Genomic DNA, 24,184 nt, shown 5'->3' on the forward strand with positions numbered 1-24,184 from the left:
TCTAGATCGCATTTCGCAGGCTGAGGTTTTCCGGGTGCGGTTGCAGGTAGGCCTGCTGCGCGATGTAGCGGTCCGGGTGTTGGCGAAAGTGGTGTTTGAGCAGGGTCATCGGCACGACCAAGGGTACGATGCCGTGGCGGTACTGGCCGATGACGGTTTGCATTTCCTGCTTGTCGTCGGCATTGATGGCCTGCTTGAGGTAGCCGCTGATGTGTTGCAGCACGTTGGTGTGGGTGCCACGGGTGGCGCACTTGGTCAGGCCGGTCATCAGCTCGCTGAAATAACCGCTGGCCAATTCATCCAGGTTGGCGCCCTTGGTCATGCTGCCCAGCAGGTGGCCGAGGCTTTTGTAGTGCGCCGGGCTGTGGGCCATCAACAAGTATTTGTAGCGCGAATGAAACGCCAGCAGGCGGTGACGGGTCAGCCCTTCGGCCAGCAGTTGCTGCCAACTGGTGTACACGAATACGCGGGTCAGGAAGTTTTCGCGCAGCACCGGGTCATTCAGACGACCGTCTTCTTCCACCGGCAGGTTGGGGTGGCGGGCACAAAAGGCCTGGGCGTAGATACCGCGCCCGCCGCCGTCCACCGGGGTGCCGTTTTCGCGGTACACCTTGACCCGCTCCAGGCCACAGGACGGTGACTTCTGCATGAAGATGTAGCCGCACAGGTCAGTGTGTTCCGCCGCCATCTGCTGGCCGTAGTCGTGCAGCGGCTGGGTGACATTCAACTCGCGGTGCACAGTGCCGACGGCTTGCGGGTGGGCAGGGTCGCCCACCAGGCGGATGGGTTCGCGTGGGATGCCCAGGCCGATGGCGACTTCGGGGCACAGCGGCACAAAGTCGAAATAATCGGCGAGGGTCTGGCTGCACAGCAGGGATTGTTTATGGCCGCCGTTGAAGCGCACGTTTTCGCCCAGCAGGCAGGCGCTGATGGCGATCTTCGGTTTGGTGGTGCTGGACATACACGAACCCTCGCAAGATACCTGTACAAGGTTTTAATCTTGTACAACTAAATCTCATCATAGGTTCGATGTTGTACAAGTCAAATTATTTGTACAATTTCTGCGGGTTGGCTATTTCCAGCCGATTTTCCAGCGGTCGATATCCTGCAGGGTTTGCCAGGGCAGGCGTTCGCTGCGCAGGGTCATGACGGCCTGCAGTTCGATTTCCAGCACGGTGCCTTCGTTGTCACGAAACAGTTCGGTGACCAGGAAGTGTTTTTCCTTATTTCGGGGGCGCGCTGCTGTCCACTTCGACAGCAGCAATTTGGCGGGATTGATGCGGTTCATTGCAGGTGCTCGATCAAACGGCGCGCGGCTTCCTGGCCGCTGAGCCATGCGCCTTCCACGCGGCCCGACAGGCACCAGTCGCCACACACGTAGAGGCCCATGTCGGCATCGGCCAGCACGCCGAATTCGTGGCTGCTGGAGGGTCGCGCGTAGAGCCAGCGGTGCGCCAGGCTGAACGACGGCGCAGGCATGGCGCTGTGCAGCAGCTCGGCGAAGGCGCCGTGCAGGTGCTCGATCACCGCCTCTTTGGACAGGTCCAGGTGCGCCTTGCTCCACGCGCTGGTGGCGTGCAGCACCCAGGTGTCGAGGGTGGTGTCGCGCCCCGGTTTGCTGCGGTTGCGCGCCAGCCAGTCGAGAGGGCTGTCTTGTACAAAGCAGCCTTCCATGGGCGTATCCAGGGGTTTGTCGAAGGCCAGCGCGATGGCCCAGGTCGGGTCCATTTTCACCCCGGCGGCGGCACTTGCCAGCTTGGGCGCGGCAGCCAGCAGCGCGGTGGCCTGGGGCGCCGGGGTGGCGATGATCACGTGGCTGAAGGGGCCGTGGTTTTCGCCATCGGCATCCAGCAGGTTCCAGTGTTGTTTGCCCTGGAACACTTCGGTGATGCGGCAACCGAATTCCACCGGCAGGTCATCGAGCAGTGCGCGGGTGATTGCGCTCATGCGCGGTGTGCCGACCCAGCGGATCTGTTCATCGGGAGAGGGCGTGAGCTGGCCGGACTTGAAGTTGTACAGCTGGGGCTTCCATTGCTCGGCCCAGCCGTTGCTTTGCCAGCGCTGCACTTCGTTGACGAAGCGCCGGTCGCGGGCGGTGAAGTATTGCGCGCCCATGTCCAGGGAGCTGGCGTCGCTGCGCTTGCTGGACATGCGGCCACCACTGCCGCGGCTTTTATCGAAGAGTTGTACAACGTGCCCCGCGTCTCGTAACGCTCGGGCGGCGGAGAGACCGGCGATGCCGGTGCCGATGATCGCGATGGGAACAGTCATGGGAGGCCTCGTTTTACCGTTGGGTACAGACTACGCCGACACCAATAGCTGTACAATATTGTTTTTTGGTATAAGTTTTGGCTGACCTGTTCTTATGGCGTGGCCTATGGTTAAAGCAGAGGCTTAATCCAACGTCACGCCCGTTCAAATTGATCCCTGCTTATAAAATAGACCAGTGATGGGCGGCGAACGTTACATGAGGAAGATCCCATGCACATTTTGCTGACCGGCGGTACTGGCCTGATTGGCCGCCAACTCTGCAAGCACTGGCTTGCCCAGGGCCATCGCCTGACGGTGTGGAGTCGTCATCCGGACCAGGTCGCCAAACTGTGCGGCGAGCAGGTGTCGGGTGTGGCTGGCCTGCAAGAGGTTATCGGCCCGGTCGACGCGGTCATCAACCTCGCCGGCGCGCCCATCGCCGACCGCCCGTGGACCCACAAGCGCAAGGCGTTGTTGTGGAGCAGCCGCATCAGTCTCACCGAAACCTTGCTGGCATGGCTGGAAACCCTGGCGCAAAAACCAGCGGTGTTGGTGTCCGGTTCGGCGGTGGGTTGGTACGGCGATGGCGGCGAGCGCGAGTTGACCGAAGCCAGCGGCCCGGTGCAGGACGATTTCCCCAGCCAGCTGTGCATCGCCTGGGAAGAAACCGCCCAGCGCGCCGAAGCCCTGGGCATTCGCGTGGTGCTGGTGCGTACCGGCCTGGTGCTGGCGGCGGAGGGCGGCTTTTTGTCGCGGCTGTTGCTGCCGTTCAAACTGGGGCTGGGCGGGCCTATCGGTAAGGGTCGGCAGTGGATGCCATGGGTGCATATCAAGGATCAAATCGCCCTGATTGATTTTCTTCTGCACAAGCCTGACGCCAGCGGTCCTTATAATGCTTGCGCGCCACGCCCGGTGCGCAATCGCGAGTTTGCGAAAACCCTGGGACAGGTACTGCACCGTCCGGCGTTCATGCCGATGCCGGCCTTTGCGTTGAAGGTGGGCCTGGGCGAGTTGTCCGGCCTGTTGCTGGGCGGGCAGAAGGCGGTGCCCGAACGGTTGCTGGCCGCCGGTTTCACTTTTCAGTTCACTGAGTTGCGCGCGGCCCTGGACGACTTGTCCAGCCGCCTCTAGAGATAGGATGTTGCATGACGGATCACGCGTTGTTACTGGTCAACCTCGGCTCACCAAAGTCCACCTCGGTGGCCGATGTGCGCAGCTACCTCAATCAGTTCCTGATGGATCCTTATGTGATCGACCTGCCGTGGCCGATGCGCCGCTTGCTGGTGTCGCTGATCCTGATCAAGCGCCCCGAGCAGTCGGCCCATGCCTACGCGTCCATCTGGTGGGACGAAGGCTCACCGCTGGTGGTGCTGAGCCGGCGCCTGCAACAGCAGATGACCGCGCAGTGGACCCAAGGCCCGGTGGAATTGGCGATGCGCTATGGCGAACCGTCGATTGAAAGTGTGCTGACCCGCCTTGCTGCCCAGGGCATCCGCAAGGTCACCCTGGCGCCGTTGTACCCGCAATTTGCCGACAGCACCGTGACCACGGTGATCGAAGAAGCCCAGCGCGTGGTGCGCGACAAAAAGCTCGATGTGCAGTTCTCGATCCTGCAACCGTTCTACGACCAGCCCGAATATCTCGACGCCCTGGCAGCGAGCGCGCGGCCTTACGTGGAACAGGATTACGACCACCTGCTGCTGAGTTTCCACGGCTTGCCTGAGCGGCACCTGACCAAACTCGACCCCACCGGCCAGCATTGCTTCAAGGATGCCGACTGCTGCAAGAACGCGTCCGCCGAGGTGCTCAAGACCTGCTATCGCGCGCAGTGTTTCAGCGTCGCCCGTGACTTTGCCGCACGCCTGGGCTTGCCGGAAGATAAATGGTCGGTGGCGTTCCAATCGCGCCTGGGCCGTGCCAAATGGATCGAACCCTACACCGAAGCTCGCCTTGAAGCGTTGGCCCAGCAAGGTGTGAAAAAGCTGCTGGTGATGTGCCCGGCGTTTGTCGCCGACTGCATCGAGACACTCGAAGAAATCGGCGACCGCGGCCTGGAGCAGTTCCGCGAGGCCGGCGGGGAGGAGTTGGTGTTGGTGCCGTGCCTGAATGATGATCCGCAGTGGGCGAAGGCGCTCAATACCTTGTGCGAGCGGGCGCCCACAGCGCTGTAACCGAACCAAGTGAAGATCAGAATGTGTGCGGGCTTGCTCGCGAAGAGGGAGTGTCAGCCGATAGAGTTGTTGGCTGATACACCGCTATCGCAGGCAAGCCAGCTCCCACATGGTTTGACCGCGTTTACAGATTAAGGGTCAGGCTGACCGTGAGATTGCGCGGCTCACCCGGATTGATCCAATAGTTGCTGTAGGATCGCTCGTAGTATTTCTCATCAAACAAGTTGTTGAGGTTCAAGCCCACCGTGACGTTGTCCGTGGCCCTGTAATGGGCCAACAGGTCGACGGTGTGGTAGGCCGGCAGTTCGAAGCGCGTGCCGGCCTCGCCGGAGCGGTCACCTGCATAAGTGAACGCCGCCCCCAGGTCTGAGCCGCGCAATGCGCCGTCCTGGAATTCATACACGCCCAACAGGCTGCCGCTGCGCTTGGCCACGCCGAGAATCCGGCTGCCGGCAGGAATGGCTTTATCGCCCTTGGTCACTTCGGCGTCGATGTACGCAAGTGCGCCGATCACCCGCACGGCATCGCTCACTTGCCCGCTCAGTTGCCGGTCTACACCCAGGCTGCGCGCCTTGCCCATGGCGCGGTTGGTATTGGTGGGCGGGTCCAGCGCGAGCACGTTTTCCTTCTCGATATGGAACACAGCGACGGTGGCGCTGAGACGGTCGTCGAACAGCTCGCTCTTGACCCCCACTTCATAGCCCACGCCTTCTTCCGGCTTGAAGGATTGACCGTCGGCATCCAGGCCACTGTTGGGCTTGAACGAGGTGGACGCGTTGGCGAACACCCCAACCTGCGGCGTGAGCTGATACAGCAGGCCGGCACGCTGGGTAACGGCGTCGTGGGTTTGCCGGCTCTTGGCGTGGTGGCGCGTGAAGTCATCGGTGCTCTGCTCGAAGAAGTCGGTGCCGGAGCGCGCCCCGTTGGGTTTGGGTTGGCCATAGACCGGGTTGTGGAGGTCGATGGTGTAGCGGCTACCGCCGATAGCCGTCACGCGTTCTTTCTTGCGGTAATCCTCGTATTCGGTGCCGATCAGCAGTTCGTGCTGCCAACTGCCGATATCGAACAGGCCGCGCAGTTCCAACTGGGTAATGCTGTCGTGCCAGCCCATGGAGCGCTCACGGTAGCGGCGGTCGAGGGTGTGGCCGTCGGCATTCAGCGCACGGTTTTCCGAGGCGTCGCCCCACAGGCTGCCTTGCTTGTAGTGGCTGGCCAGGCGCAGTGTCCAGGCGTCGTTGAGGTGATGTTCGAGGGTCGCCTGGAGGCGGTTGTTATGGTTGTCGATATCACCGTCATTGGGTTCGCCGAGGAAGGTGGAGCGCGGCACGCCCGGTGCGTCGACGATGCCGCGGTCGAAGGTGGAGCGGTGGCGCACGAATTCGCTTTCCACGAGAAGGCGGGTGTCCGGCGCCAGTTGCCAACTGAACGAGGGCGCGACGAATACCCGTTTGCTCTGCACGTGATCGCGGAAGCTGTGGTTGTCTTCCACCGCCAGGTTGACCCGCGACAGTACGTTGCCTTCGCTGTCCAGCGGGGTGTTGAGGTCGATGGCCGTGCGATAGCGGTCCCAGCTGCCGGCGCTGGTTTGCACCGTGGTGAATGCGTCGGGCTGGGGCTTCTTGGTGACGATATTCACGGTGCCGCCGGGATCGCCACGGCCGTACAGGCTGGCGGCTGGGCCCTTGAGCACTTCGATGCGTTCGAAATACCAACTTACAGGTACCCGCGAACGGGTACCTGTACGAGGCGCTTTATTCTTCTTCTTTGACCGGCGCAGGCGGTGGGCGCAAGCCGATTTCCGCCAGCAACTTGATCTCCTTGCCATTGCGCATGACTTGGATCGCCACCTTCTCGGTCGGCTTGATCCGCGCCACCTGGTTCATCGACTTGCGGCCATCGCCGGCCGGTTCACCGTTGATGCTGAGGATCACATCCCCCAGTTGCAGGCCGGCTTTCTGCGCCGGGCCGTCGCGGAAGATCCCGGCGACCACGATGCCAGGGCGACCGGTCAAGCCAAAGGACTCGGCCAGCTCCTTGGTCAACGGCTGCACTTCGATCCCCAACCAGCCGCGAATCACCTGGCCGTGCTCGATGATCGACTTCATCACTTCCATCGCCAGCTTCACCGGGATCGCGAAGCCGATGCCCTGGGAACCGCCGGACTTGGAGAAAATCGCCGTGTTGATACCGGTCAGGTTGCCATTGGCATCCACCAGCGCGCCGCCGGAGTTGCCCGGGTTGATCGCCGCATCGGTCTGGATGAAATCTTCGTAGCTGTTCAGGCCCAACTGGTTGCGCCCGGTGGCGCTGATGATGCCCATGGTCACGGTCTGGCCCACGCCGAACGGGTTGCCGATGGCCAGCGCCACGTCGCCCACGCGCAAACCGTCGGAACGGCCGAGGGTGATGGACGGCAGGCTTTTCAAGTCGATCTTCAGGACCGCGAGGTCGGTTTCCGGGTCGCTGCCCACCACGCGGGCCAGGGTTTCGCGGCCGTCGCGCAGGGCCACCACGATCTGGTCGGCGCCGGTAGTCACGTGGTTATTGGTGAGGATGTAGCCTTCGGGGCTCATGATCACCCCGGAACCCAGGCTGGACTCCATGCGGCGCTGCTTCGGCCCGTTGTCGCCGAAATAGCGGCGGAACTGCGGGTCCTCAAACAGTGGATGAGCCGGTTTGTTGATGACCTTGGTGGTGTACAGGTTGACCACGGCAGGGGCGGCAATGGTGACCGCGTCGGCGTAGGTCACCGGGCCTTGCACTACGGCACTGGTCTGCGGCGCCTGCTGCAGGTTCACATCAAGGCTGGGAAGACCCACCAGCTCGGGGAAACGCTGAATAATCAACATCGCGATCAGCACGCCAGCCAGCAATGGCCATCCAAAAAAACGCAGCGCCTTGAGCATCAAGTAAGTCCTGACAGGTTGCAGGGGGCGGGAGAGCGCCCATAATGTCGCGCATTATACGAGGCTGCGAGCGCCTTCGAACGGGATATTTAGGAGTCTTTTATGGCCGTCCCCCTTACCACCCTCGTCGAGGAAGCGGACCGCTACCTTGGCAGTGCAAAAATTGCCGATTATTGCCCCAACGGCCTGCAGGTCGAGGGGCGGCCCCAGGTCATGCGCATCGTCAGCGGCGTGACCGCCAGCCAGGCCCTGCTGGACGCGGCCGTTGAAGCCCAGGCGGATCTGATCCTGGTGCACCACGGTTATTTCTGGAAAGGTGAAAACCCCTGCATCACCGGCATGAAGCAGCGCCGCCTCAAAACCCTGCTCAAGCACGACATCAGCCTGTTGGCCTACCACCTGCCGCTGGACCTGCACCCCGAGGTCGGCAATAACGTGCAACTCGCTCGCCAGCTGGACATTACCGTCGAAGGCCCGCTGGACCCGAGCAACCCCAAAATCGTCGGCCTGGTTGGCTCCCTCGCCGAGCCGCTGTTGCCCCGCGACTTTGCGCGCCGCGTGCAGGAAGTCATGGGTCGCGAGCCCCTCCTGATCGAAGGCAGCGAGATGATCCGCCGCGTCGGCTGGTGCACCGGGGGTGGCCAGGGCTACATCGACGACGCGATTGCCGCCGGTGTCGATCTGTTCCTGAGTGGCGAGGCTTCCGAGCAGACCTTCCACAGCGCGCGGGAAAACGACATCAGCTTCATCGCCGCCGGCCATCACGCCACCGAGCGTTACGGCGTGCAGGCGCTGGGGGATTACCTGGCGCGGCGTTTCGCCCTGGAGCATTTGTTCATCGATTGCCCAAACCCGATCTGATCACGCCTGCAGGGGCCGTGCGCACCCGAACGGACGGGCATATTCATATACCGTTTCGATCTAGCCCGCTCCCTGAATAGAAGCAGGTGCTGTGCTAGCATGCCCCGCTCGAACACGGCCCGCTGGCCGTCCATAAGATCGTTTTTCCGTGAGTAACCATGGTCGACAAACTGACGCATCTGAAACAGCTGGAGGCGGAAAGCATCCACATCATCCGCGAGGTCGCCGCCGAGTTCGACAACCCGGTGATGCTCTACTCGATCGGTAAAGACTCCGCCGTGATGCTGCATCTGGCGCGCAAGGCCTTCTTTCCGGGCAAGCTGCCGTTCCCGGTGATGCACGTCGACACTCGCTGGAAATTCCAGGAGATGTACACGTTCCGCGACAAGATGGTCGAGGAGCTGGGCCTGGAACTGATCACCCACGTCAACCCGGACGGCGTGGCGCAGGGCATCAACCCGTTCACCCACGGCAGCGCCAAGCACACCGACATCATGAAGACCGAAGGCCTCAAGCAGGCCCTGGACAAGCATGGTTTCGACGCCGCATTCGGCGGTGCCCGTCGCGATGAAGAGAAATCCCGCGCCAAAGAGCGCGTGTACTCGTTCCGTGACAGCAAGCACCGCTGGGACCCGAAGAACCAGCGCCCCGAGCTGTGGAACGTCTACAACGGCAACGTCAACAAGGGCGAGTCCATCCGTGTGTTCCCGCTGTCCAACTGGACCGAGCTGGACATCTGGCAGTACATCTACCTGGAAGGCATCCCGATCGTTCCGCTGTACTTCGCCGCCGAACGCGAAGTGATCGAGAAGAACGGCACGTTGATCATGATCGACGACGACCGCATCCTCGAGCACCTGTCCGACGAAGACAAAGCCCGAATCGTCAAAAAGAAAGTACGTTTCCGTACCCTTGGCTGCTACCCGTTGACGGGCGCGGTGGAGTCCGAAGCCGAGACGCTGACGGACATCATTCAGGAAATGCTCCTGACGCGAACTTCCGAGCGCCAGGGCCGTGTCATCGACCACGATGGTGCAGGCTCGATGGAAGATAAAAAACGTCAAGGCTATTTCTAAGGGGCTGTCATGTCGCATCAATCTGATTTGATCAGCGAGGACATCCTCGCCTACCTGGGCCAGCACGAGCGCAAGGAAATGTTGCGCTTCCTGACCTGTGGCAACGTCGACGACGGCAAGAGCACCCTGATCGGGCGCCTGCTGCACGACTCCAAGATGATCTACGAAGATCACCTGGAAGCCATCACCCGCGATTCGAAGAAGTCCGGCACTACCGGTGACGATATCGACCTGGCCTTGCTGGTCGACGGCCTGCAGGCCGAGCGTGAGCAGGGCATCACCATCGATGTTGCCTACCGCTACTTCTCCACCGCCAAGCGCAAATTCATCATCGCCGACACCCCCGGCCATGAGCAGTACACCCGCAACATGGCCACCGGTGCGTCCACCTGTGACCTGGCGATCATCCTGATCGACGCCCGCTACGGCGTGCAGACCCAGACCCGTCGCCACAGCTTTATCGCCTCGTTGCTGGGCATCAAGCACATCGTGGTGGCCGTCAACAAGATGGACATCAATGGCTTCGACCAAAGCGTATTCGAGCAGATCAAGGCCGATTACCTGAAGTTCGCCGACGGTATTGCCTTCAAGCCGAGCACCCTGGCCTTTGTGCCGATGTCGGCGCTCAAGGGCGACAACGTGGTGAACAAGAGCGAGCGTTCGCCTTGGTACACCGGACAGTCGCTGATGGAGATCCTCGAGACCGTCGAGATCGCCAACGACCGCAACTACACCGACTTGCGCTTCCCGGTGCAGTACGTCAACCGTCCGAACCTGAACTTCCGTGGTTTCGCCGGCACCCTGGCCAGCGGCATCGTGCACAAGGGCGACGACGTCGTGGTGCTGCCGTCGGGCAAGAGCAGCCGCGTCAAATCCATCGTCACCTTTGAAGGTGAGCTGGAGCACGCAGGCCCAGGCCAGGCCGTGACCCTGACCATGGAAGACGAGATCGACATCTCCCGTGGCGACTTGCTGGTACATGCCGACAACGTGCCGCAAGTGACCGACGCCTTCGACGCCATGCTGGTGTGGATGGCCGAAGAACCGATGCTGCCGGGCAAGAAGTACGACATCAAGCGCGCCACCAGCTACGTGCCGGGTTCCATCACCAGCATCGTGCATCGTGTGGATGTGAACACCCTGGCCGAAGGCCCGGCGAGTTCGCTGCAACTGAACGAGATCGGTCGCGTCAAGGTCAGCCTCGACGCCGCCATCGCCCTGGACGGCTACGACAGCAACCGCACCACGGGCGCGTTCATTGTCATCGACCGTCTGACCAATGGCACCGTGGCTGCGGGCATGATCATCGCGCCGCCGGTCACTCACGGTAGCTCGGCGCAACACGGCAAGTTGGCTCACGTCGCCACCGAAGAGCGCGCCCTGCGCTTCGGCCAGCAACCGGCCACCGTGTTGTTCAGCGGCCTGTCCGGCGCTGGCAAGAGCACCTTGGCCTACGCGGTCGAGCGCAAGCTGTTCGACATGGGCCGTGCGGTGTTCGTACTGGATGGCCAGAACCTGCGCCACGACCTGAACAAGGGCTTGCCGCAGGACCGTGCCGGCCGTACCGAGAACTGGCGTCGTGCCGCCCACGTGGCGCGGCAGTTCAACGAAGCGGGCCTGCTTACCCTGGCCGCGTTTGTGGCGCCGGATGCCGAAGGCCGCGAACAGGCCAAGGCGTTGATCGGCGCTGATCGTCTGCTGACGGTCTACGTGCAAGCGTCGCCGCTGGTGTGCGCCGAGCGTGACCCGCAAGGCTTGTACGCGGCGGGCGGGGATAACATCCCGGGCGAGTCCTTCCCCTACGACGTGCCGTTGAATGCCGACCTGGTCATCGACACCCAGGCCCTGTCGCTGGAAGAGAGCGTCAAGCAAGTGCTGGAGCTGTTGCGTCAGCGCGGCGCGATCTAACCCTCGCGGCCACAATGCAAAAGCCGCCACCGACGTGATCGGTGGCGGGCTTTTGCATTGTGGGTGTTGCGTCGGATGCTATCGCCGGCAAGCCGGCTCCTACATTGGAATGCGATCAATTGTAGGAGCCGGCTTGCCGGCGATGAGGCCCTCAAGGCTTGCGCGGATATTCCTGATGCAGCGTGTCCAGCAGCGCATCCTTCTCTTCCCACAATCGATTGATCCACCCCTGGAACGCCAACCGATACGTCCCATCCTGCTCATAATTCTTGCCAATGAATTCAGCCGGAATCTGCACTTCTTCAAAGTGCACTACGACATCCTTCACATTCCCACACAGCAAATCCCAATACCCGGGACGCCCGGTCGGATAGTGAATGGTCACGTTGACCAGCGATTTCAACTGCTCACCCATGGCATCCAGCGCAAACGCGATACCACCGGCCTTGGGCTTGAGCAGGTAGCGAAACGGCGAGTTCTGCTGCGCATGTTTGCCCGGCGTAAACCGCGTGCCCTCGGCAAAGTTGAAAATGCCCACCGGGTTGTTGCGAAACTTCGCACAGGTCTTGCGGGTGGTTTCCAGGTCCTTGCCTTTCTTTTCCGGGTGCTTTTCCAGGTACGCCTTGGTGTAGCGCTTCATGAACGGGAAGCCCAGCGCCCACCACGCCAGGCCAATCACCGGCACCCAGATCAGCTCCTGCTTGAGGAAGAATTTCAGCGGGCGAATCCGGCGGTTCAGCACGTATTGCAGCACCATGATGTCGACCCAGCTCTGGTGGTTGCTGGTCACCAGGTACGAGTGCTGATAGTCCAGCCCTTCCAGGCCGGTGAGATGCCAGCGTGTGCGCTGCACCAGGTTCATCCAGCCTTTGTTGTTGGTCACCCAGGCCTCATGGGTGTGGTTCATCAGCCATTCGCTGAAGCGCTTGGCAAATGGCAAGGCCTTGAACAACGCGACGATGAACAGGAACGAGCACAGCAGGATCGTGTTCAGCGCCAACAACAGCGAAGCGATCACCCCGCGCACGGCGGCAGGTAGAAAATCCAGCATTTAGATATCCATAGGTCGGTTGGCGGCTTGGATCGCGGTGAGCGCGATGGTGTACACGATGTCGTCCACCTGGGCGCCGCGTGGCAGGTCGTTGACCGGTTTGCGCAGGCCTTGGAGCATTGGCCCCAGGCTCACGCAATCGGCGCTGCGCTGCACGGCCTTGTGGGTGGTGTTGCCGGTGTTGAGGTCGGGGAACACAAATACCGTGGCCTTGCCGGCGACCTGGCTGTTGGGGGCCAGTTGCCGGGCCACGTTTTCGTTGGCGGCGGCATCGTATTGCAGCGGCCCGTCGATCAGCAGCGAGCTTTGCTGCTCGTGGGCGAGCAGGGTGGCTTCGCGGACTTTTTCGACTTCCTCACCGCTGGCCGAGTCGCCGCTGGAGTAGCTGATCATTGCCACGCGCGGGGTGATGCCGAACGCGGCCGCCGAGTCGGCGCTTTGCAGGGCAATCTCCGCCAGCTCGGCGGCGCTCGGGTGCGGGTTCATCACGCAGTCGCCGTACACCAGCACCTGCTCGGGGAACAGCATGAAGAACACCGACGACACCAGCGTGCAGCCCGGTGCGGTCTTGATCAGCTGCAGGGCAGGGCGGATGGTGTTGGCGGTGGAGTGAATGACGCCGGAGACCAGGCCATCGACTTCATCCAGCGCGAGCATCATGGTGGCGATCACCACGGTGTCTTCCAACTGCTGCTCGGCCATCGGCGCGTTGAGGCTCTTGCTCTTGCGCAGCGCCACCATTGGTTCGACATAGCGTTGGCGAATCAGGTCCGGGTCGAGGATCTCCAGGCCTTCGGGCAGTTCGATGCCCTGGGCGCGGGCGACCGCTTCCACGTCCGCCGGCTTGGCCAGCAGCACGCAACGGGCAATGCCCCGCGCCTGGCAGATGGCGGCAGCTTGCACGGTCAGTGGCTCGCTGCCTTCGGGCAGTACGATGCGCTTGTTGGCCGCCTGGGCACGCTGGATCAGTTGGTAGCGGAACACTGCCGGTGACAGGCGCATTTCCCGTGGCGTGCCGCAGCGTTGGTGCAGCCAGCGCGCATCGAGGTGGCTGGCGACGAAGTCGGTGATGATCTCCGCACGCTCGCGGTCATCAATGGGAATTTCTTTATTGAGGCTGTTGAGCTGGTTGGCGGTGTCGTAGGAGCCGGTGCTCACTGATAGCACCGGCAACCCGGCCTGGAAGGCGCCACGGCACAACTCCATGATGCGCGGGTCGGGCAGGGTGTCGCTGGTCAGCAGCAGGCCGGCCAGGGGCACACCGTTGATCGCCGCCAGGCTGACGGCGAGGATGATGTCGTCGCGGTCGCCGGGCGTCACCACCAGCACGCCGGGCTTGAGCAGCTCCACGGTGTTGCGCATGGTGCGGGCGCAGATGATGATCTTGGTCATGCGCCGGGTTTCGTAGTCGCCGGCGTTGAGTATCTGCGCGCCCATCAGGTCGGCGACGTCGCGGGTGCGCGGTGCGTTGAGTTCCGGCTGGTAGGGGATACAGCCGAGCAGGCGGAAATCGCCGCTGCGCAACAATGGCGAATGTTCTTTGAGGCGTGCCGAGAAGGCTTCCATGCTTTCGTCGGTGCGCACCTTGTTGAGGATCACGCCGAGTACTTTCGGGTCTTTCGGGCCGCCGAACAGCTGGGCCTGCAGTTCCACGCGCCCGGAGAGTTCGGTGAGCACTTCGTTTTCCGGGGCCGAGACCAGGATCACTTCCGCATCCAGGCTCTTGGCCAGGTGCAGGTTGACCCGCGCCGCATAGCTGGCGCTGCGGGTTGGCACCATGCCTTCGACGATCAGCACGTCCTTGCCCACGGCGGCTTGCTGGTACAGCGTGATGATTTCTTCGAGCAGTTCGTCGAGCTGGCCGTCGCCGAGCATGCGCTCTACGTGAGCCAGGCCGAGGGGCTGTGGCGGCTTGAGGCCATGGGTGCGCGCCACCAGCTCGGTGGAGCGCTCGGGGCCGGTATCGCCGGGGTGCGGCTGGGCAATCGGCTTGAAGAAGCCGACTTTCAGCCCGGCTCGCTCAAGGGTACGCACCAGCCCAAGGCTGATGGAGGTCAGACCCACACCAAAATCGGTGGGCGCGATAAAAAAAGTCTGCATGCGAATTCTCTGGAGGTGCATGGCTTGGGTGGCGCTCTATAGCTGAGCGTCTACCGCGAATCAGGCGCCAAGGTTATCGTTATTCGCGCTCCTGCGCACACCAGCCGCAGGCAAAGGGCTGGCCTATTTTTTCAATACGTTGCGCAGGCTCGAGTACCCAGGCGCGCGACTGCCAGGGCGGCTGGTGGCGCAGGTGCTGGGTGTGGCCGCAGGACAGCTCGGCCACCCAGTGCCGGTCCTCATCCTGGTGGAACCCGATGATGAAGGATGCCGTTGATCGGTCCCGTCCGTCCGGGTTCTATTCGCTTTCGGGCAAATCCTTGTTTAGACTTGTCCGTTCTTCATTCTTATGCAAAAGGTCTCGCCCCATGACGATCGCCGCTAACAAGGCTGTCTCCATCGACTATACCCTGACCAACGACGCTGGTGAGGTCATCGACAGCTCCGCCGGCGGCGCGCCGCTGGTCTACCTGCAAGGCGCAGGTAACATCATCCCAGGCCTGGAAAAGGCGCTGGAAGGCAAGAACGTCGGTGATGAGCTGACCGTTGCCGTAGAACCTGAAGATGCCTATGGCGAGTACTCGGCCGAACTGGTCAGCACCCTGAGCCGCAGCATGTTCGAAGGCGTTGACGAGCTGGAAGTGGGCATGCAGTTCCACGCCTCCGCGCCGGACGGCCAAATGCAGATCGTCACCATCCGTGACCTGGACGGCGATGACGTGACCGTCGACGGTAACCACCCACTGGCTGGCCAGCGCCTGAACTTCCAAGTGAAGATCGTTGCTATCCGCGACGCCTCCCAGGAAGAAGTGGCTCACGGTCACGTCCACGGTGAAGGCGGTCATCACCATTGATCGTGGTTTGATCAAACGGTAGCAAAAACGCCCCGACTGGTTCGGGGCGTTTTTTTTGCCTGTGTTTTTTGGTGGACCGGTTTCCTGTGGTGAGCGGGCTTTTTGTGGTGAGTGGGTTTTTTGTGGTGAGCGGGCTTGCCCCGCGCTGGGGCGCGAAGCGGCCCTAAAACCTGAAATTGGATTCTGTCTGGAGGAACGCGTTGAATGTATTGGGGCTGCTGCGCAGCCCAGTGCGGGCAAGCCCGCTCACCACAGAAGCTTCCCACCACAAGAGGGTTTGTAAGGCACAAACAAAAATGCCCCGGACCTTTCGGTACGGGGCATTTCTTAACTGTTTCGCAACCGGGGCTGCGTTGCAGTTGTTACCACTTAGGCTGCAGCAGCAACGCTCAGAGCCTTGATGTGGCCATTCAGGCGGCTCTTATGGCGAGCGGCCTTGTTCTTGTGGATGATGCCTTTATCGGCCATACGGTCGATAACTGGCACAGCCAGAACGTAAGCAGCTTGGGCTTTTTCAGCGTCTTTGGTGTCGATGGCTTTAACTACATTCTTGATGTAGGTACGAACCATGGAACGCAGGCTGGCGTTGTGGCTGCGACGCTTCTCAGCCTGTTTTGCACGTTTTTTGGCGGAAGGTGTGTTGGCCACCGTCGAGCTCCTCGAAAGACTTTTTAGGAAATAGCAAACAAAATAGGCCGCGAATCATGCCGATGACTTGATGGGTTGTCAAGGGCGGCTGATGCGAACTGCTGAGTGGTCGATCTGAAGAGGCGGGTGATTTATTTCCGGCGCTTGACCTGTAAACTCGCGAGCTTTGGCTCTGTGCTGTTGCAGGCGCGCAGTATCGCATAAGTGGGCGCTTTGTTCGCCTGCTCTTTATCTATAGGCGCAAACTCTTTCAATGAATCTGCTCAAATCGTTGGCCGCCGTCAGCTCTATCACGATGATCTCCCGGGTTTTGGGGTTTGTGCGTGACACCCTGCTGGCGCGCATTTTTGGCGCCAGCATGGCCACGGATGCCTTCTTTATTGCCTTCAAGCTGCCCAACCTGCTGCGGCGGATCTTCGCCGAAGGCGCGTTTTCCCAAGCGTTCGTGCCGATCCTGGCCGAATACAAGACCCAGCAAGGTGAGGAAGCCACCCGTACCTTTATTGCCTACGTTTCCGGCCTGTTGACCCTGGTACTCATGCTGGTGACCGTCCTCGGCATGCTCGCGGCTCCCTGGGTGATCTGGGCCACGGCTCCTGGTTTTGCCAATACGCCGGAAAAATTCGCGCTGACCACTGACCTGCTGCGCGTGACCTTTCCTTATATATTGCTGATCTCCCTTTCATCCCTGGCCGGGGCGATCCTCAATACCTGGAACCGCTTCTCGGTGCCAGCGTTCGTGCCGACCCTGCTGAACGTCAGCATGATCATCTTCGCGCTGTTCCTGACGCCGTACTTCGATCCGCCGGTAATGGCCCTGGGCTGGGCCGTACTGGCCGGGGGCCTGGCGCAACTGCTGTACCAGCTGCCACACCTGAAAAAGATCGGCATGCTCGTATTGCCGCGCCTGAACCTCAAGGACACCGGCGTGTGGCGTGTGATGCGCAATATGTTGCCGGCGATCCTCGGTGTGTCGGTCAGCCAGATTTCGCTGATTATCAACACGGCGTTCGCGTCGCTGCTGGTGTCCGGCTCGGTGTCGTGGATGTACTACGCCGACCGCCTGATGGAGTTGCCGTCCGGCGTGCTGGGCGTGGCGCTAGGCACGATCCTGCTGCCGACCCTGGCGCGCACCTACGCGAGCAAAGACCGCCAGGAATACTCGCGCATCCTCGACTGGGGCCTGCGCCTGTGCTTTGTACTGGTGCTGCCATGTGCCCTGGCGCTAGGGATCCTGGCCGAGCCGCTGACCGTGTCGCTGTTCCAATACGGACAATTCGATGCCCATGACGCCCTGATGACCCAGCACGCGCTGGTTGCCTACTCCGTCGGCCTGCTCGGCATTATCGTGATCAAGGTGCTGGCCCCTGGCTTCTACGCCCAGCAAAACATCCGTACACCGGTCAAGATTGCGATTTTCACGCTGGTCGTCACGCAGTTGCTCAACCTGGTGTTTATCGGCCCGCTGGCCCACGCCGGCCTGGCCTTGGCCATCAGCGCGGGCGCGTGCATCAACGCCGGGCTGTTGTTTTACCAGCTGCGCAAGCAGCAAATGTTCCAGCCGCAGCCAGGTTGGGGCCTGTTTGCTCTCAAGCTGCTGGTGGCCGTGGGGGCGATGTCGGCTGTGTTGGTGGGCCTGATGCACTTCATGCCCGCCTGGGACGAAGGCCATATGCTGGAGCGTTTCATGCGCCTTGGCGTGCTGGTCGTCGCTGGCGTGGTGGTGTACTTCGGGATGTTGCTGCTGCAAGGCTTCCGGCTGCGGGATTTCAATCGCAAGTCGCTGAGCTAGAGAGTTTGCTGCGATAAAACGGTTGTTTTATCGATTCGATCCATTTGGCCGGTGCTGTTGCCTGTCGTCCGGGGCCGGGTGTGGTTATAATCGACCACTTTATGAGCAAGAAGCGCGTTATGCAGCTGGTTCGAGGTCTCCACAACCTGCGCCCCGAGCATCGGGGCTGCGTCGCCACTATTGGCAACTTTGACGGTGTTCACCGTGGCCACCAGGCTATCCTGGCCCGGCTGCGCGAGCGTGCGGTCGAGTTGGGCGTGCCCAGCTGCGTGGTGATTTTTGAGCCACAGCCGCGGGAATATTTCACGCCCGAGACAGCGCCGGCGCGCCTGGCCCGTCTGCGCGACAAGCTGCAATTGCTGGCTGAAGAAGGCGTGGACCGCGTCCTCTGCCTGGCTTTCAACCAGCGTTTGCAAAGCCTGAGCGCCGCCGAGTTTGTCGACCGCATCCTGGTCGATGGCCTGGGTGTGCAGCATCTGGAGGTCGGCGACGACTTCCGTTTTGGTTGCGACCGCGTCGGGGATTTCGATTTCCTGCAGCATGCCGGCGTTAAGCAAGGTTTTACCGTCGAAGCCGCGCAAACCGTCGAACTGGACGGCCTGCGCGTGAGCAGTACCCAGGTGCGTAATGCCCTGGCCGCCGCCGACTTCGCCTTGGCCGAGCGTTTGCTCGGCCGCCCGTTCCGCATTGCCGGACGGGTCCTGCACGGCCAGAAGCTGGCGCGCCAATTGGGCACGCCAACCGCCAACGTGCAACTCAAGCGCCGTCGCGTGCCGCTGACCGGGGTTTACCTGGTGAGCGTCGACATCGACGGCCAATCGTGGCCGGGAGTCGCCAACATAGGTGTCAGGCCCACGGTTGCAGGTGATGGCAAGGCCCACCTGGAAGTTCATCTGTTGGATTTTGCCGGTGATCTGTATGACCGGCGTTTGACGGTGGTTTTCCACCAGAAGCTGCGTGAAGAGCAGCGTTTCGCCTCGCTTGAGGCGTTGAAAACGGCGATCAATGCGGATGTCGCCGCCGCCCGTGCACTAGCCGCACCTAGCGCCCATCGCTAACCGAAGAGCCTTAAATGACCGACTATAAAGCCACGCTAAACCTTCCGGACACCGCCTTCCCAATGAAGGCCGGCCTGCCACAGCGCGAACCGCAGATCCTGCAGCGCTGGGACAGTATTGGCCTGTACGGAAAGTTGCGCGAGATTGGCAAGGATCGTCCGAAATTCGTCCTGCACGACGGCCCTCCTTATGCCAATGGCACGATTCACATCGGTCATGCGCTGAACAAGATTCTCAAGGACATGATCCTGCGCTCGAAGACCCTGTCGGGCTTCGACGCGCCGTATGTCCCGGGTTGGGACTGCCACGGCCTGCCGATCGAACACAAAGTCGAAGTGACCTACGGCAAGAACCTGGGCGCGGATAAGACCCGCGAACTGTGCCGTGCCTACGCCACCGAGCAGATCGAAGGGCAGAAGTCCGAATTCATCCGCCTGGGTGTGCTCGGCGAATGGGACAACCCGTACAAGACCATGAACTTCAAGAACGAGGCCGGTGAAATCCGTGCCTTGGCCGAGATCGTCAAGGGTGGTTTCGTGTTCAAGGGCCTCAAGCCCGTGAACTGGTGCTTCGACTGCGGTTCAGCCCTGGCCGAAGCGGAAGTCGAGTACGAAGACAAGAAGTCCTCGACCATCGACGTGGCCTTCCCGATCGCCGACGACGCCAAGCTGGCCGAGGCCTTTGGCCTGGCCAGCCTGGGCAAGCCTGCGGCCATCGTGATCTGGACCACCACCCCGTGGACCATCCCGGCCAACCAGGCGCTGAACGTACACCCGGAATTCACCTATGCCCTGGTGGACGTCGGTGATCGCTTGCTGGTGCTGGCCGAGGAAATGGTCGAGGCCTGCCTGGCCCGCTACGAGCTGCAAGGTTCGGTGATTGCGACCACCACCGGCTCCGCGCTGGAACTGATCAATTTCCGTCACCCGTTCTATGATCGCCTGTCGCCGGTGTACCTGGCTGACTACGTCGAACTGGGTTCGGGCACTGGCATTGTTCACTGCTCGCCGGCCTATGGCGTAGACGACTTTGTCATCTGCAAAAAATACGGCCTGGTCAACGACGACATCATCAACCCGGTGCAAAGCAACGGCGTCTACGTGCCTTCGCTCGAGTTCTTCGGCGGCCAGTTCATCTTCAAGGCCGACCAGCCGATCATCGACAAGCTGCGTGAAGTCGGTGCGCTGATGCAAACCGCCACCATCCAGCACAGCTACATGCACTGCTGGCGCCACAAGACCCCGCTGATCTATCGCGCCACCGCGCAGTGGTTCATCGGCATGGACAAAGAGCCGACCAGCGGCGACACCCTGCGTGTACGTTCGCTCAAAGCCATCGAAGACACCCAGTTCGTTCCGGCCTGGGGCCAGGCGCGCCTGCACTCGATGATCGCCAACCGTCCTGACTGGTGCATCTCCCGCCAGCGTAACTGGGGCGTGCCGATCCCGTTCTTCCTGAACAAGGAAAGCGGCGAGCTGCACCCACGTACCGTCGAACTGATGGAAGTCGTGGCCCAGCGCGTTGAACAGGAAGGCATCGAAGCCTGGTTCAAGCTGGACGCCGCCGAGCTGCTGGGCGACGAAGCGCCGCAGTACGACAAGATCAGCGACACCCTCGACGTGTGGTTCGACTCCGGCACCACCCACTGGCACGTGCTGCGCGGCTCGCACCCGATGGGTCACGAAACCGGCCCGCGTGCCGACCTGTACCTGGAAGGCTCGGACCAGCACCGTGGCTGGTTCCACTCGTCGTTGCTGACCGGTTGCGCCATCGACAATCACGCGCCGTACCGCGAACTGCTGACCCACGGCTTCACTGTCGACGAGACGGGCCGCAAGATGTCCAAGTCGTTGAAGAACGTGATCGAGCCGAAAAAGATCAACGACACCCTGGGCGCCGACATCATGCGTCTGTGGGTCGCGTCGACCGACTACTCGGGCGAAATCGCCGTGTCGGACCAGATCCTGCAGCGCAGCGCCGATGCCTACCGCCGCATCCGTAACACCGCGCGCTTCCTGCTGTCGAACCTGACCGGTTTCAACCCGGCCACCGACATCCTGCCGGCCGAGGACATGCTCGCCCTGGACCGTTGGGCCGTGGACCGTACCCTGCTGCTGCAACGCGAGTTGCAGGAGCACTACGGCGAATACCGTTTCTGGAACGTCTACTCGAAGATCCACAACTTCTGCGTGCAGGAGCTGGGTGGCTTCTACCTCGACATCATCAAGGACCGCCAGTACACCACCGGCGCCAACAGCAAGGCGCGCCGCTCGGCGCAGACCGCGCTGTACCATATCAGCGAAGCGCTGGTGCGCTGGATCGCACCGATCCTGGCGTTTACCGCCGACGAACTGTGGGAATACCTGCCGGGCGAGCGCAACGAGTCGGTGATGCTCAACACCTGGTACGAAGGCCTGACCGAACTGCCGGCAGATTTCGAACTGGGCCGCGAGTTCTGGGAAGGCGTGATGGCCGTGAAGGTCGCGGTGAACAAGGAGCTGGAAGTGCAGCGTGCGGCCAAGGCCGTTGGTGGCAACCTGCAAGCCGAAGTCACCCTGTTTGCCGAGGAAGGCCTGACCGCCGACCTGGCCAAGCTGAGCAACGAACTGCGTTTCGTGCTGATCACCTCCACCGCGAGCCTGGCACCGTTTGCCCAGGCCCCGGCGGACGCGGTCGCCACCGAAGTACCGGGCCTCAAGCTCAAAGTCGTCAAGTCGGCCTTCCCCAAGTGCGCCCGTTGCTGGCACTGCCGTGAGGATGTTGGCGTGAACCCCGAGCATCCGGAAATCTGTGGTCGTTGCGTCGACAACATCAGCGGTGAAGGCGAGGTTCGTCACTATGCCTAACTCAGCCAGTCGTTTCGGACGTCTGGGCTGGCTCGTGCTGAGCGTGCTGGTCCTGGTCATCGACCAGGTCAGCAAGGCTCATTTCGAGGGCTCCCTGGAGATGTTCCAGCAGATCGTGGTGATCCCCGACTATTTCAGCTGGACCCTGGCCTACAACACCGGCGCCGCCTTCAGCTTCCTGGCGGATGGCGGCGGCTGGCAGCGCTGGCTGTTCGCCCTGATCGCCGTGGTGGTCAGTGCGATACTGGTGGTGTGGCTCAAGCGCCTCGGCCGCGATGACACCTGGCTGGCGATCGCCTTGGCCCTCGTGTTGGGCGGCGCGCTGGGCAACCTGTACGACCGCATTGCCCTGGGCCATGTGATCGACTTCATTCTGGTGCATTGGCAGAACCGCCATTACTTCCCGGCGTTCAACTTTGCCGACAGCGCCATCACCGTCGGTGCAATCATGCTGGCGTTGGATATGTTCAAAAGCAAGAAAACCGGAGAGACCGTCAATGACTGATCAGGTATTGGCTGAGCAACGCATCGGCCAGAACACGGAAGTCACTTTGCATTTCGCATTGCGCCTGGAGAATGGCGACACGGTCGACAGCACGTTCGACAAGGCACCGGCCACCTTCAAGGTCGGTGATGGCAACCTGCTGCCGGGTTTCGAAGCGGCCCTGTTCGGCTTCAAGGCTGGCGACAAGCGTACCCTGCAGATCCTGCCGGAAAACGCCTTTGGCCAGCCCAACCCGCAAAACGTGCAGATCATCCCGCGTTCGCAGTTCCAGGACATGGACCTGTCTGAAGGTTTGTTGGTGATCTTCAACGATGCGGCCAATACCGAACTGCCCGGCGTGGTAAAAACCTTCGATGACGCGCAAGTGACCATCGACTTCAACCACCCGTTGGCCGGTAAAACCTTGACCTTTGATGTTGAAATCTTCAGCGTTAAAGCGATCTAGCAGACGACTCTGGCCTATTTTGGGGTAGGGCTTGTGTGGGAGCTGGCTTGCCTGCGATTGCATCACCTCGGTGTACCTGATACACCGAGTCGTCTGCATCGCGGGCAAGCCCGGCTCCCACAAAGGCTTACTCTTATAGAGCTGAGTTGATCCAATTTCTTGCGCTGCAAGACACGAGGCACAGCATGCAAATCAAACTCGCCAACCCCCGTGGCTTCTGCGCCGGTGTGGACCGGGCGATCGAAATCGTCAACCGCGCCCTGGAAGTCTTCGGGCCGCCGATCTATGTGCGCCATGAAGTCGTCCACAATAAATTCGTGGTCGAAGACCTGCGCGCGCGCGGTGCCATCTTTGTCGAAGAGCTGGACCAGGTGCCGGACGACGTCATCGTCATCTTCAGTGCCCACGGTGTTTCCCAGGCGGTGCGTACCGAAGCGGCAGGCCGCGGCCTGAAAGTCTTCGATGCCACCTGCCCGTTGGTTACCAAGGTGCACATCGAGGTCGCGCGCTACAGCCGTGACGGTCGCGAGTGCATCCTGATCGGCCATGCCGGTCACCCGGAAGTCGAAGGCACGATGGGGCAATATGATGCTAGCAATGGCGGGGCCATTTACCTGGTGGAAGACGAAAAAGACGTCGCCAACCTGCAGGTGCACAACCCCGAGCGCCTGGCATTCGTGACGCAGACCACCTTGTCCATGGATGACACCAGTCGCGTGATCGATGCGCTGCGCAGCCGCTTCCCGGCCATCGGTGGGCCGCGCAAGGACGACATCTGCTACGCCACGCAGAACCGGCAGGACGCGGTCAAGCAATTGGCCGATGAGTGCGATGTGGTCCTGGTCGTCGGCAGCCCTAACAGCTCCAACTCCAACCGCCTGCGCGAGCTGGCTGAGCGCATGGCAACGCCGGCGTACCTGATCGACGGCGCCGAAGACATGCAGCGCAGCTGGTTCGATGGCGTCGAGCGCATTGGTATCACCGCGGGCGCGTCGGCCCCGGAAGTGCTGGTACGCGGCGTTATCCAGCAGTTGCATGCCTGGGGCGCCACTGGTGCCGATGAACTGGCCGGCCGCGAAGAGAACATCACGTTCTCGATGCCCAAGGAACTGCGGGTTCGCTCACTGCTGTGAGTGTTCGGGGGCCGGACTCGCTCCGGCACAACGCCTGCTCGGCACGGTCGCTGCGCAGGCTGATGCGCCCGCTGGGCGCCAGCACGATCTGATGCAGGCTCTGCGCCTGGTCCGTGGTACACACATGCACCGTGCCCGCGCGAAACCCTCCCCCTGAAAATATCGGCTCGCCCATCCCGCTGAAGCGCACCTGGCTCTTGAGCGGCCCATTGCCCACGATCGGAGCCTGCCCACTGTCCTGGCGTTCCAGCAACACCGGGTTGTCATTGTCCTGGTGGCCGCGCCCGCTCATGTCCACGATTACCCGCCAACCCAGGCTCCAGTTGTCTTCCCGCGCGTGAATGACCACCGCCCGGTTGCGTGCGATGGCTTCCGTGCGGGCGTAGCGCAGCCCTTGCGTCAAGGCGTGAGCCGCGCTCTGTCGCTCCTGTGATTCCAGCAGGTGCTTGAAACCAGGCACTGCCAGGTTGGCGAGGATGCCGCTCAGGAGCAGTCCGAGCAGCAGTTCGATCAGGGTAAAACCGCGTTGGTGCATGTGCCATCCCTCCGTGGATATGAGTGCAGCCCTAGGTATAGCGCC

Annotated in this window: 20 protein-coding genes and 2 pseudogenes; 12 read left to right on the plus strand and 10 right to left on the minus strand. The window is 61.7% G+C overall.

Annotated features, from left to right (window positions below; translation table 11 throughout):
- Position 1: 1 nt before the first annotated feature.
- The 3 genes from BM70_RS0113900 to BM70_RS0113910 all read right to left on the minus strand — a co-directional run bounded on the left by BM70_RS0113900 (position 2) and on the right by BM70_RS0113910 (position 2,271).
- Positions 2-961, minus strand: a complete 960-nt coding sequence (locus tag BM70_RS0113900; RefSeq protein WP_025856566.1) for a DUF523 and DUF1722 domain-containing protein — start codon at positions 959-961, stop codon at positions 2-4.
- A gap of 111 nt (positions 962-1,072) precedes the next feature.
- The gene (locus BM70_RS0113905) at positions 1,073-1,288 is read right to left on the minus strand and encodes a TIGR02450 family Trp-rich protein (protein ID WP_025856567.1); all 216 of its coding nucleotides are present in this window, start codon (positions 1,286-1,288) and stop codon (positions 1,073-1,075) included.
- Positions 1,285-2,271 carry an NAD(P)/FAD-dependent oxidoreductase gene (locus BM70_RS0113910; protein ID WP_025856568.1) on the minus strand — a complete coding sequence of 329 codons (987 nt, stop codon included), beginning with the start codon at positions 2,269-2,271 and terminating at the stop codon, positions 1,285-1,287. Before BM70_RS0113910 ends, BM70_RS0113905 begins: the two co-directional genes overlap by 4 nt.
- 210 nt (positions 2,272-2,481) lie before the next feature.
- On the opposite strand from BM70_RS0113910, the gene BM70_RS0113915 reads away from it, so the two are divergent.
- Both BM70_RS0113915 and hemH read left to right on the plus strand, forming a co-directional pair.
- Complete coding sequence (locus BM70_RS0113915) at positions 2,482-3,381, plus strand: TIGR01777 family oxidoreductase (RefSeq protein WP_025856569.1); 900 nt, start codon at positions 2,482-2,484, stop codon at positions 3,379-3,381.
- A 14-nt stretch (positions 3,382-3,395) separates the two neighbouring features.
- Positions 3,396-4,421, plus strand: a complete 1,026-nt coding sequence (hemH, locus tag BM70_RS0113920) for a ferrochelatase (RefSeq protein WP_025856570.1) — start codon at positions 3,396-3,398, stop codon at positions 4,419-4,421.
- 124 nt (positions 4,422-4,545) lie between these two features.
- Here the strand turns inward: hemH and BM70_RS0113925 are convergent.
- A pseudogene (locus tag BM70_RS0113925) lies at positions 4,546-6,123 on the minus strand (TonB-dependent siderophore receptor); the annotation flags it as partial.
- 49 nt (positions 6,124-6,172) lie between these two features.
- Positions 6,173-7,327, minus strand: a complete 1,155-nt coding sequence (algW, locus tag BM70_RS0113930) for a Do family serine endopeptidase AlgW (RefSeq protein ID WP_025856572.1) — start codon at positions 7,325-7,327, stop codon at positions 6,173-6,175.
- Positions 7,328-7,429: 102 nt separating this feature from the next.
- On the opposite strand from algW, the gene BM70_RS0113935 reads away from it, so the two are divergent.
- The 3 genes from BM70_RS0113935 to cysN all read left to right on the plus strand — a co-directional run bounded on the left by BM70_RS0113935 (position 7,430) and on the right by cysN (position 11,172).
- Complete coding sequence (locus BM70_RS0113935) at positions 7,430-8,188, plus strand: Nif3-like dinuclear metal center hexameric protein (RefSeq protein WP_025856573.1); 759 nt, start codon at positions 7,430-7,432, stop codon at positions 8,186-8,188.
- Positions 8,189-8,346: 158 nt separating this feature from the next.
- Entirely contained in the window at positions 8,347-9,264 is a 918-nt protein-coding gene (gene cysD, locus BM70_RS0113940; protein ID WP_025856574.1) for a sulfate adenylyltransferase subunit CysD, read from the plus strand.
- Between the two features lie 9 nt (positions 9,265-9,273).
- Positions 9,274-11,172, plus strand: coding sequence for a sulfate adenylyltransferase subunit CysN (gene cysN / locus BM70_RS0113945; RefSeq protein WP_025856575.1), 1,899 nt, complete (start codon positions 9,274-9,276; stop codon positions 11,170-11,172).
- 151 nt (positions 11,173-11,323) lie between these two features.
- Here the strand turns inward: cysN and BM70_RS0113950 are convergent, their stop codons facing one another.
- From BM70_RS0113950 to BM70_RS31260, 3 genes and pseudogenes are all read right to left on the minus strand, one after another.
- Positions 11,324-12,223, minus strand: coding sequence for an acyltransferase (locus tag BM70_RS0113950; RefSeq protein ID WP_025856576.1), 900 nt, complete (start codon positions 12,221-12,223; stop codon positions 11,324-11,326).
- Entirely contained in the window at positions 12,224-14,323 is a 2,100-nt protein-coding gene (pta, locus tag BM70_RS0113955; RefSeq protein ID WP_025856577.1) for a phosphate acetyltransferase, read from the minus strand. It lies immediately after the preceding gene.
- 60 nt (positions 14,324-14,383) lie between these two features.
- Positions 14,384-14,723, minus strand: a pseudogene (locus BM70_RS31260) (DUF3565 domain-containing protein).
- Here BM70_RS31260 and BM70_RS0113965 point away from each other — a divergent pair.
- Positions 14,692-15,177, plus strand: coding sequence for a peptidylprolyl isomerase (locus BM70_RS0113965; RefSeq protein WP_003188398.1), 486 nt, complete (start codon positions 14,692-14,694; stop codon positions 15,175-15,177). The pseudogene BM70_RS31260 and the gene BM70_RS0113965 overlap by 32 nt on opposite strands.
- Positions 15,178-15,546: 369 nt before the next feature.
- Here BM70_RS0113965 and rpsT read toward each other — a convergent pair whose 3' ends face one another.
- Positions 15,547-15,825 carry a 30S ribosomal protein S20 gene (gene rpsT / locus BM70_RS0113970; RefSeq protein WP_016976313.1) on the minus strand — a complete coding sequence of 93 codons (279 nt, stop codon included), beginning with the start codon at positions 15,823-15,825 and terminating at the stop codon, positions 15,547-15,549.
- Positions 15,826-16,078: 253 nt separating this feature from the next.
- Between rpsT and murJ the strand changes: the two genes are divergently transcribed.
- From murJ to ispH, 6 genes are all read left to right on the plus strand, one after another.
- Positions 16,079-17,617 (plus strand): murein biosynthesis integral membrane protein MurJ, encoded by a 1,539-nt coding sequence (gene murJ / locus BM70_RS0113975; protein WP_025856578.1) that lies wholly within the window; start codon positions 16,079-16,081, stop codon positions 17,615-17,617.
- A gap of 119 nt (positions 17,618-17,736) precedes the next feature.
- A complete protein-coding gene (gene ribF, locus BM70_RS0113980) occupies positions 17,737-18,675 on the plus strand; it encodes a bifunctional riboflavin kinase/FAD synthetase (protein WP_025856579.1) in 939 nt (312 codons plus the stop codon).
- A 14-nt stretch (positions 18,676-18,689) separates the two neighbouring features.
- Complete coding sequence (gene ileS, locus BM70_RS0113985) at positions 18,690-21,521, plus strand: isoleucine--tRNA ligase (protein WP_025856580.1); 2,832 nt, start codon at positions 18,690-18,692, stop codon at positions 21,519-21,521.
- Positions 21,514-22,026, plus strand: a complete 513-nt coding sequence (gene lspA / locus BM70_RS0113990) for a signal peptidase II (RefSeq protein WP_025856581.1) — start codon at positions 21,514-21,516, stop codon at positions 22,024-22,026. The genes ileS and lspA overlap by 8 nt, the downstream gene beginning before the upstream one ends.
- 7 nt (positions 22,027-22,033) lie before the next feature.
- On the plus strand, positions 22,034-22,471 hold the full coding sequence (gene fkpB, locus BM70_RS0113995; RefSeq protein ID WP_177326556.1) for an FKBP-type peptidyl-prolyl cis-trans isomerase: 438 nt from the start codon (positions 22,034-22,036) through the stop codon (positions 22,469-22,471).
- Positions 22,472-22,656: 185 nt separating this feature from the next.
- Positions 22,657-23,604: a 4-hydroxy-3-methylbut-2-enyl diphosphate reductase gene (gene ispH, locus BM70_RS0114000; RefSeq protein WP_025856583.1), complete on the plus strand. Its 948-nt coding sequence runs from the start codon at positions 22,657-22,659 to the stop codon at positions 23,602-23,604.
- Here the strand turns inward: ispH and BM70_RS0114005 are convergent.
- Positions 23,558-24,139 (minus strand): GspH/FimT family protein, encoded by a 582-nt coding sequence (locus BM70_RS0114005; protein ID WP_025856584.1) that lies wholly within the window; start codon positions 24,137-24,139, stop codon positions 23,558-23,560. The two genes, ispH and BM70_RS0114005, sit on opposite strands and share 47 nt — an antisense overlap.
- Positions 24,140-24,184 lie beyond the last annotated feature (45 nt).

The sequence above is a fragment of the Pseudomonas sp. CHM02 genome (genome assembly GCF_000612585.1).
GTDB lineage: Bacteria > Pseudomonadota > Gammaproteobacteria > Pseudomonadales > Pseudomonadaceae > Aquipseudomonas.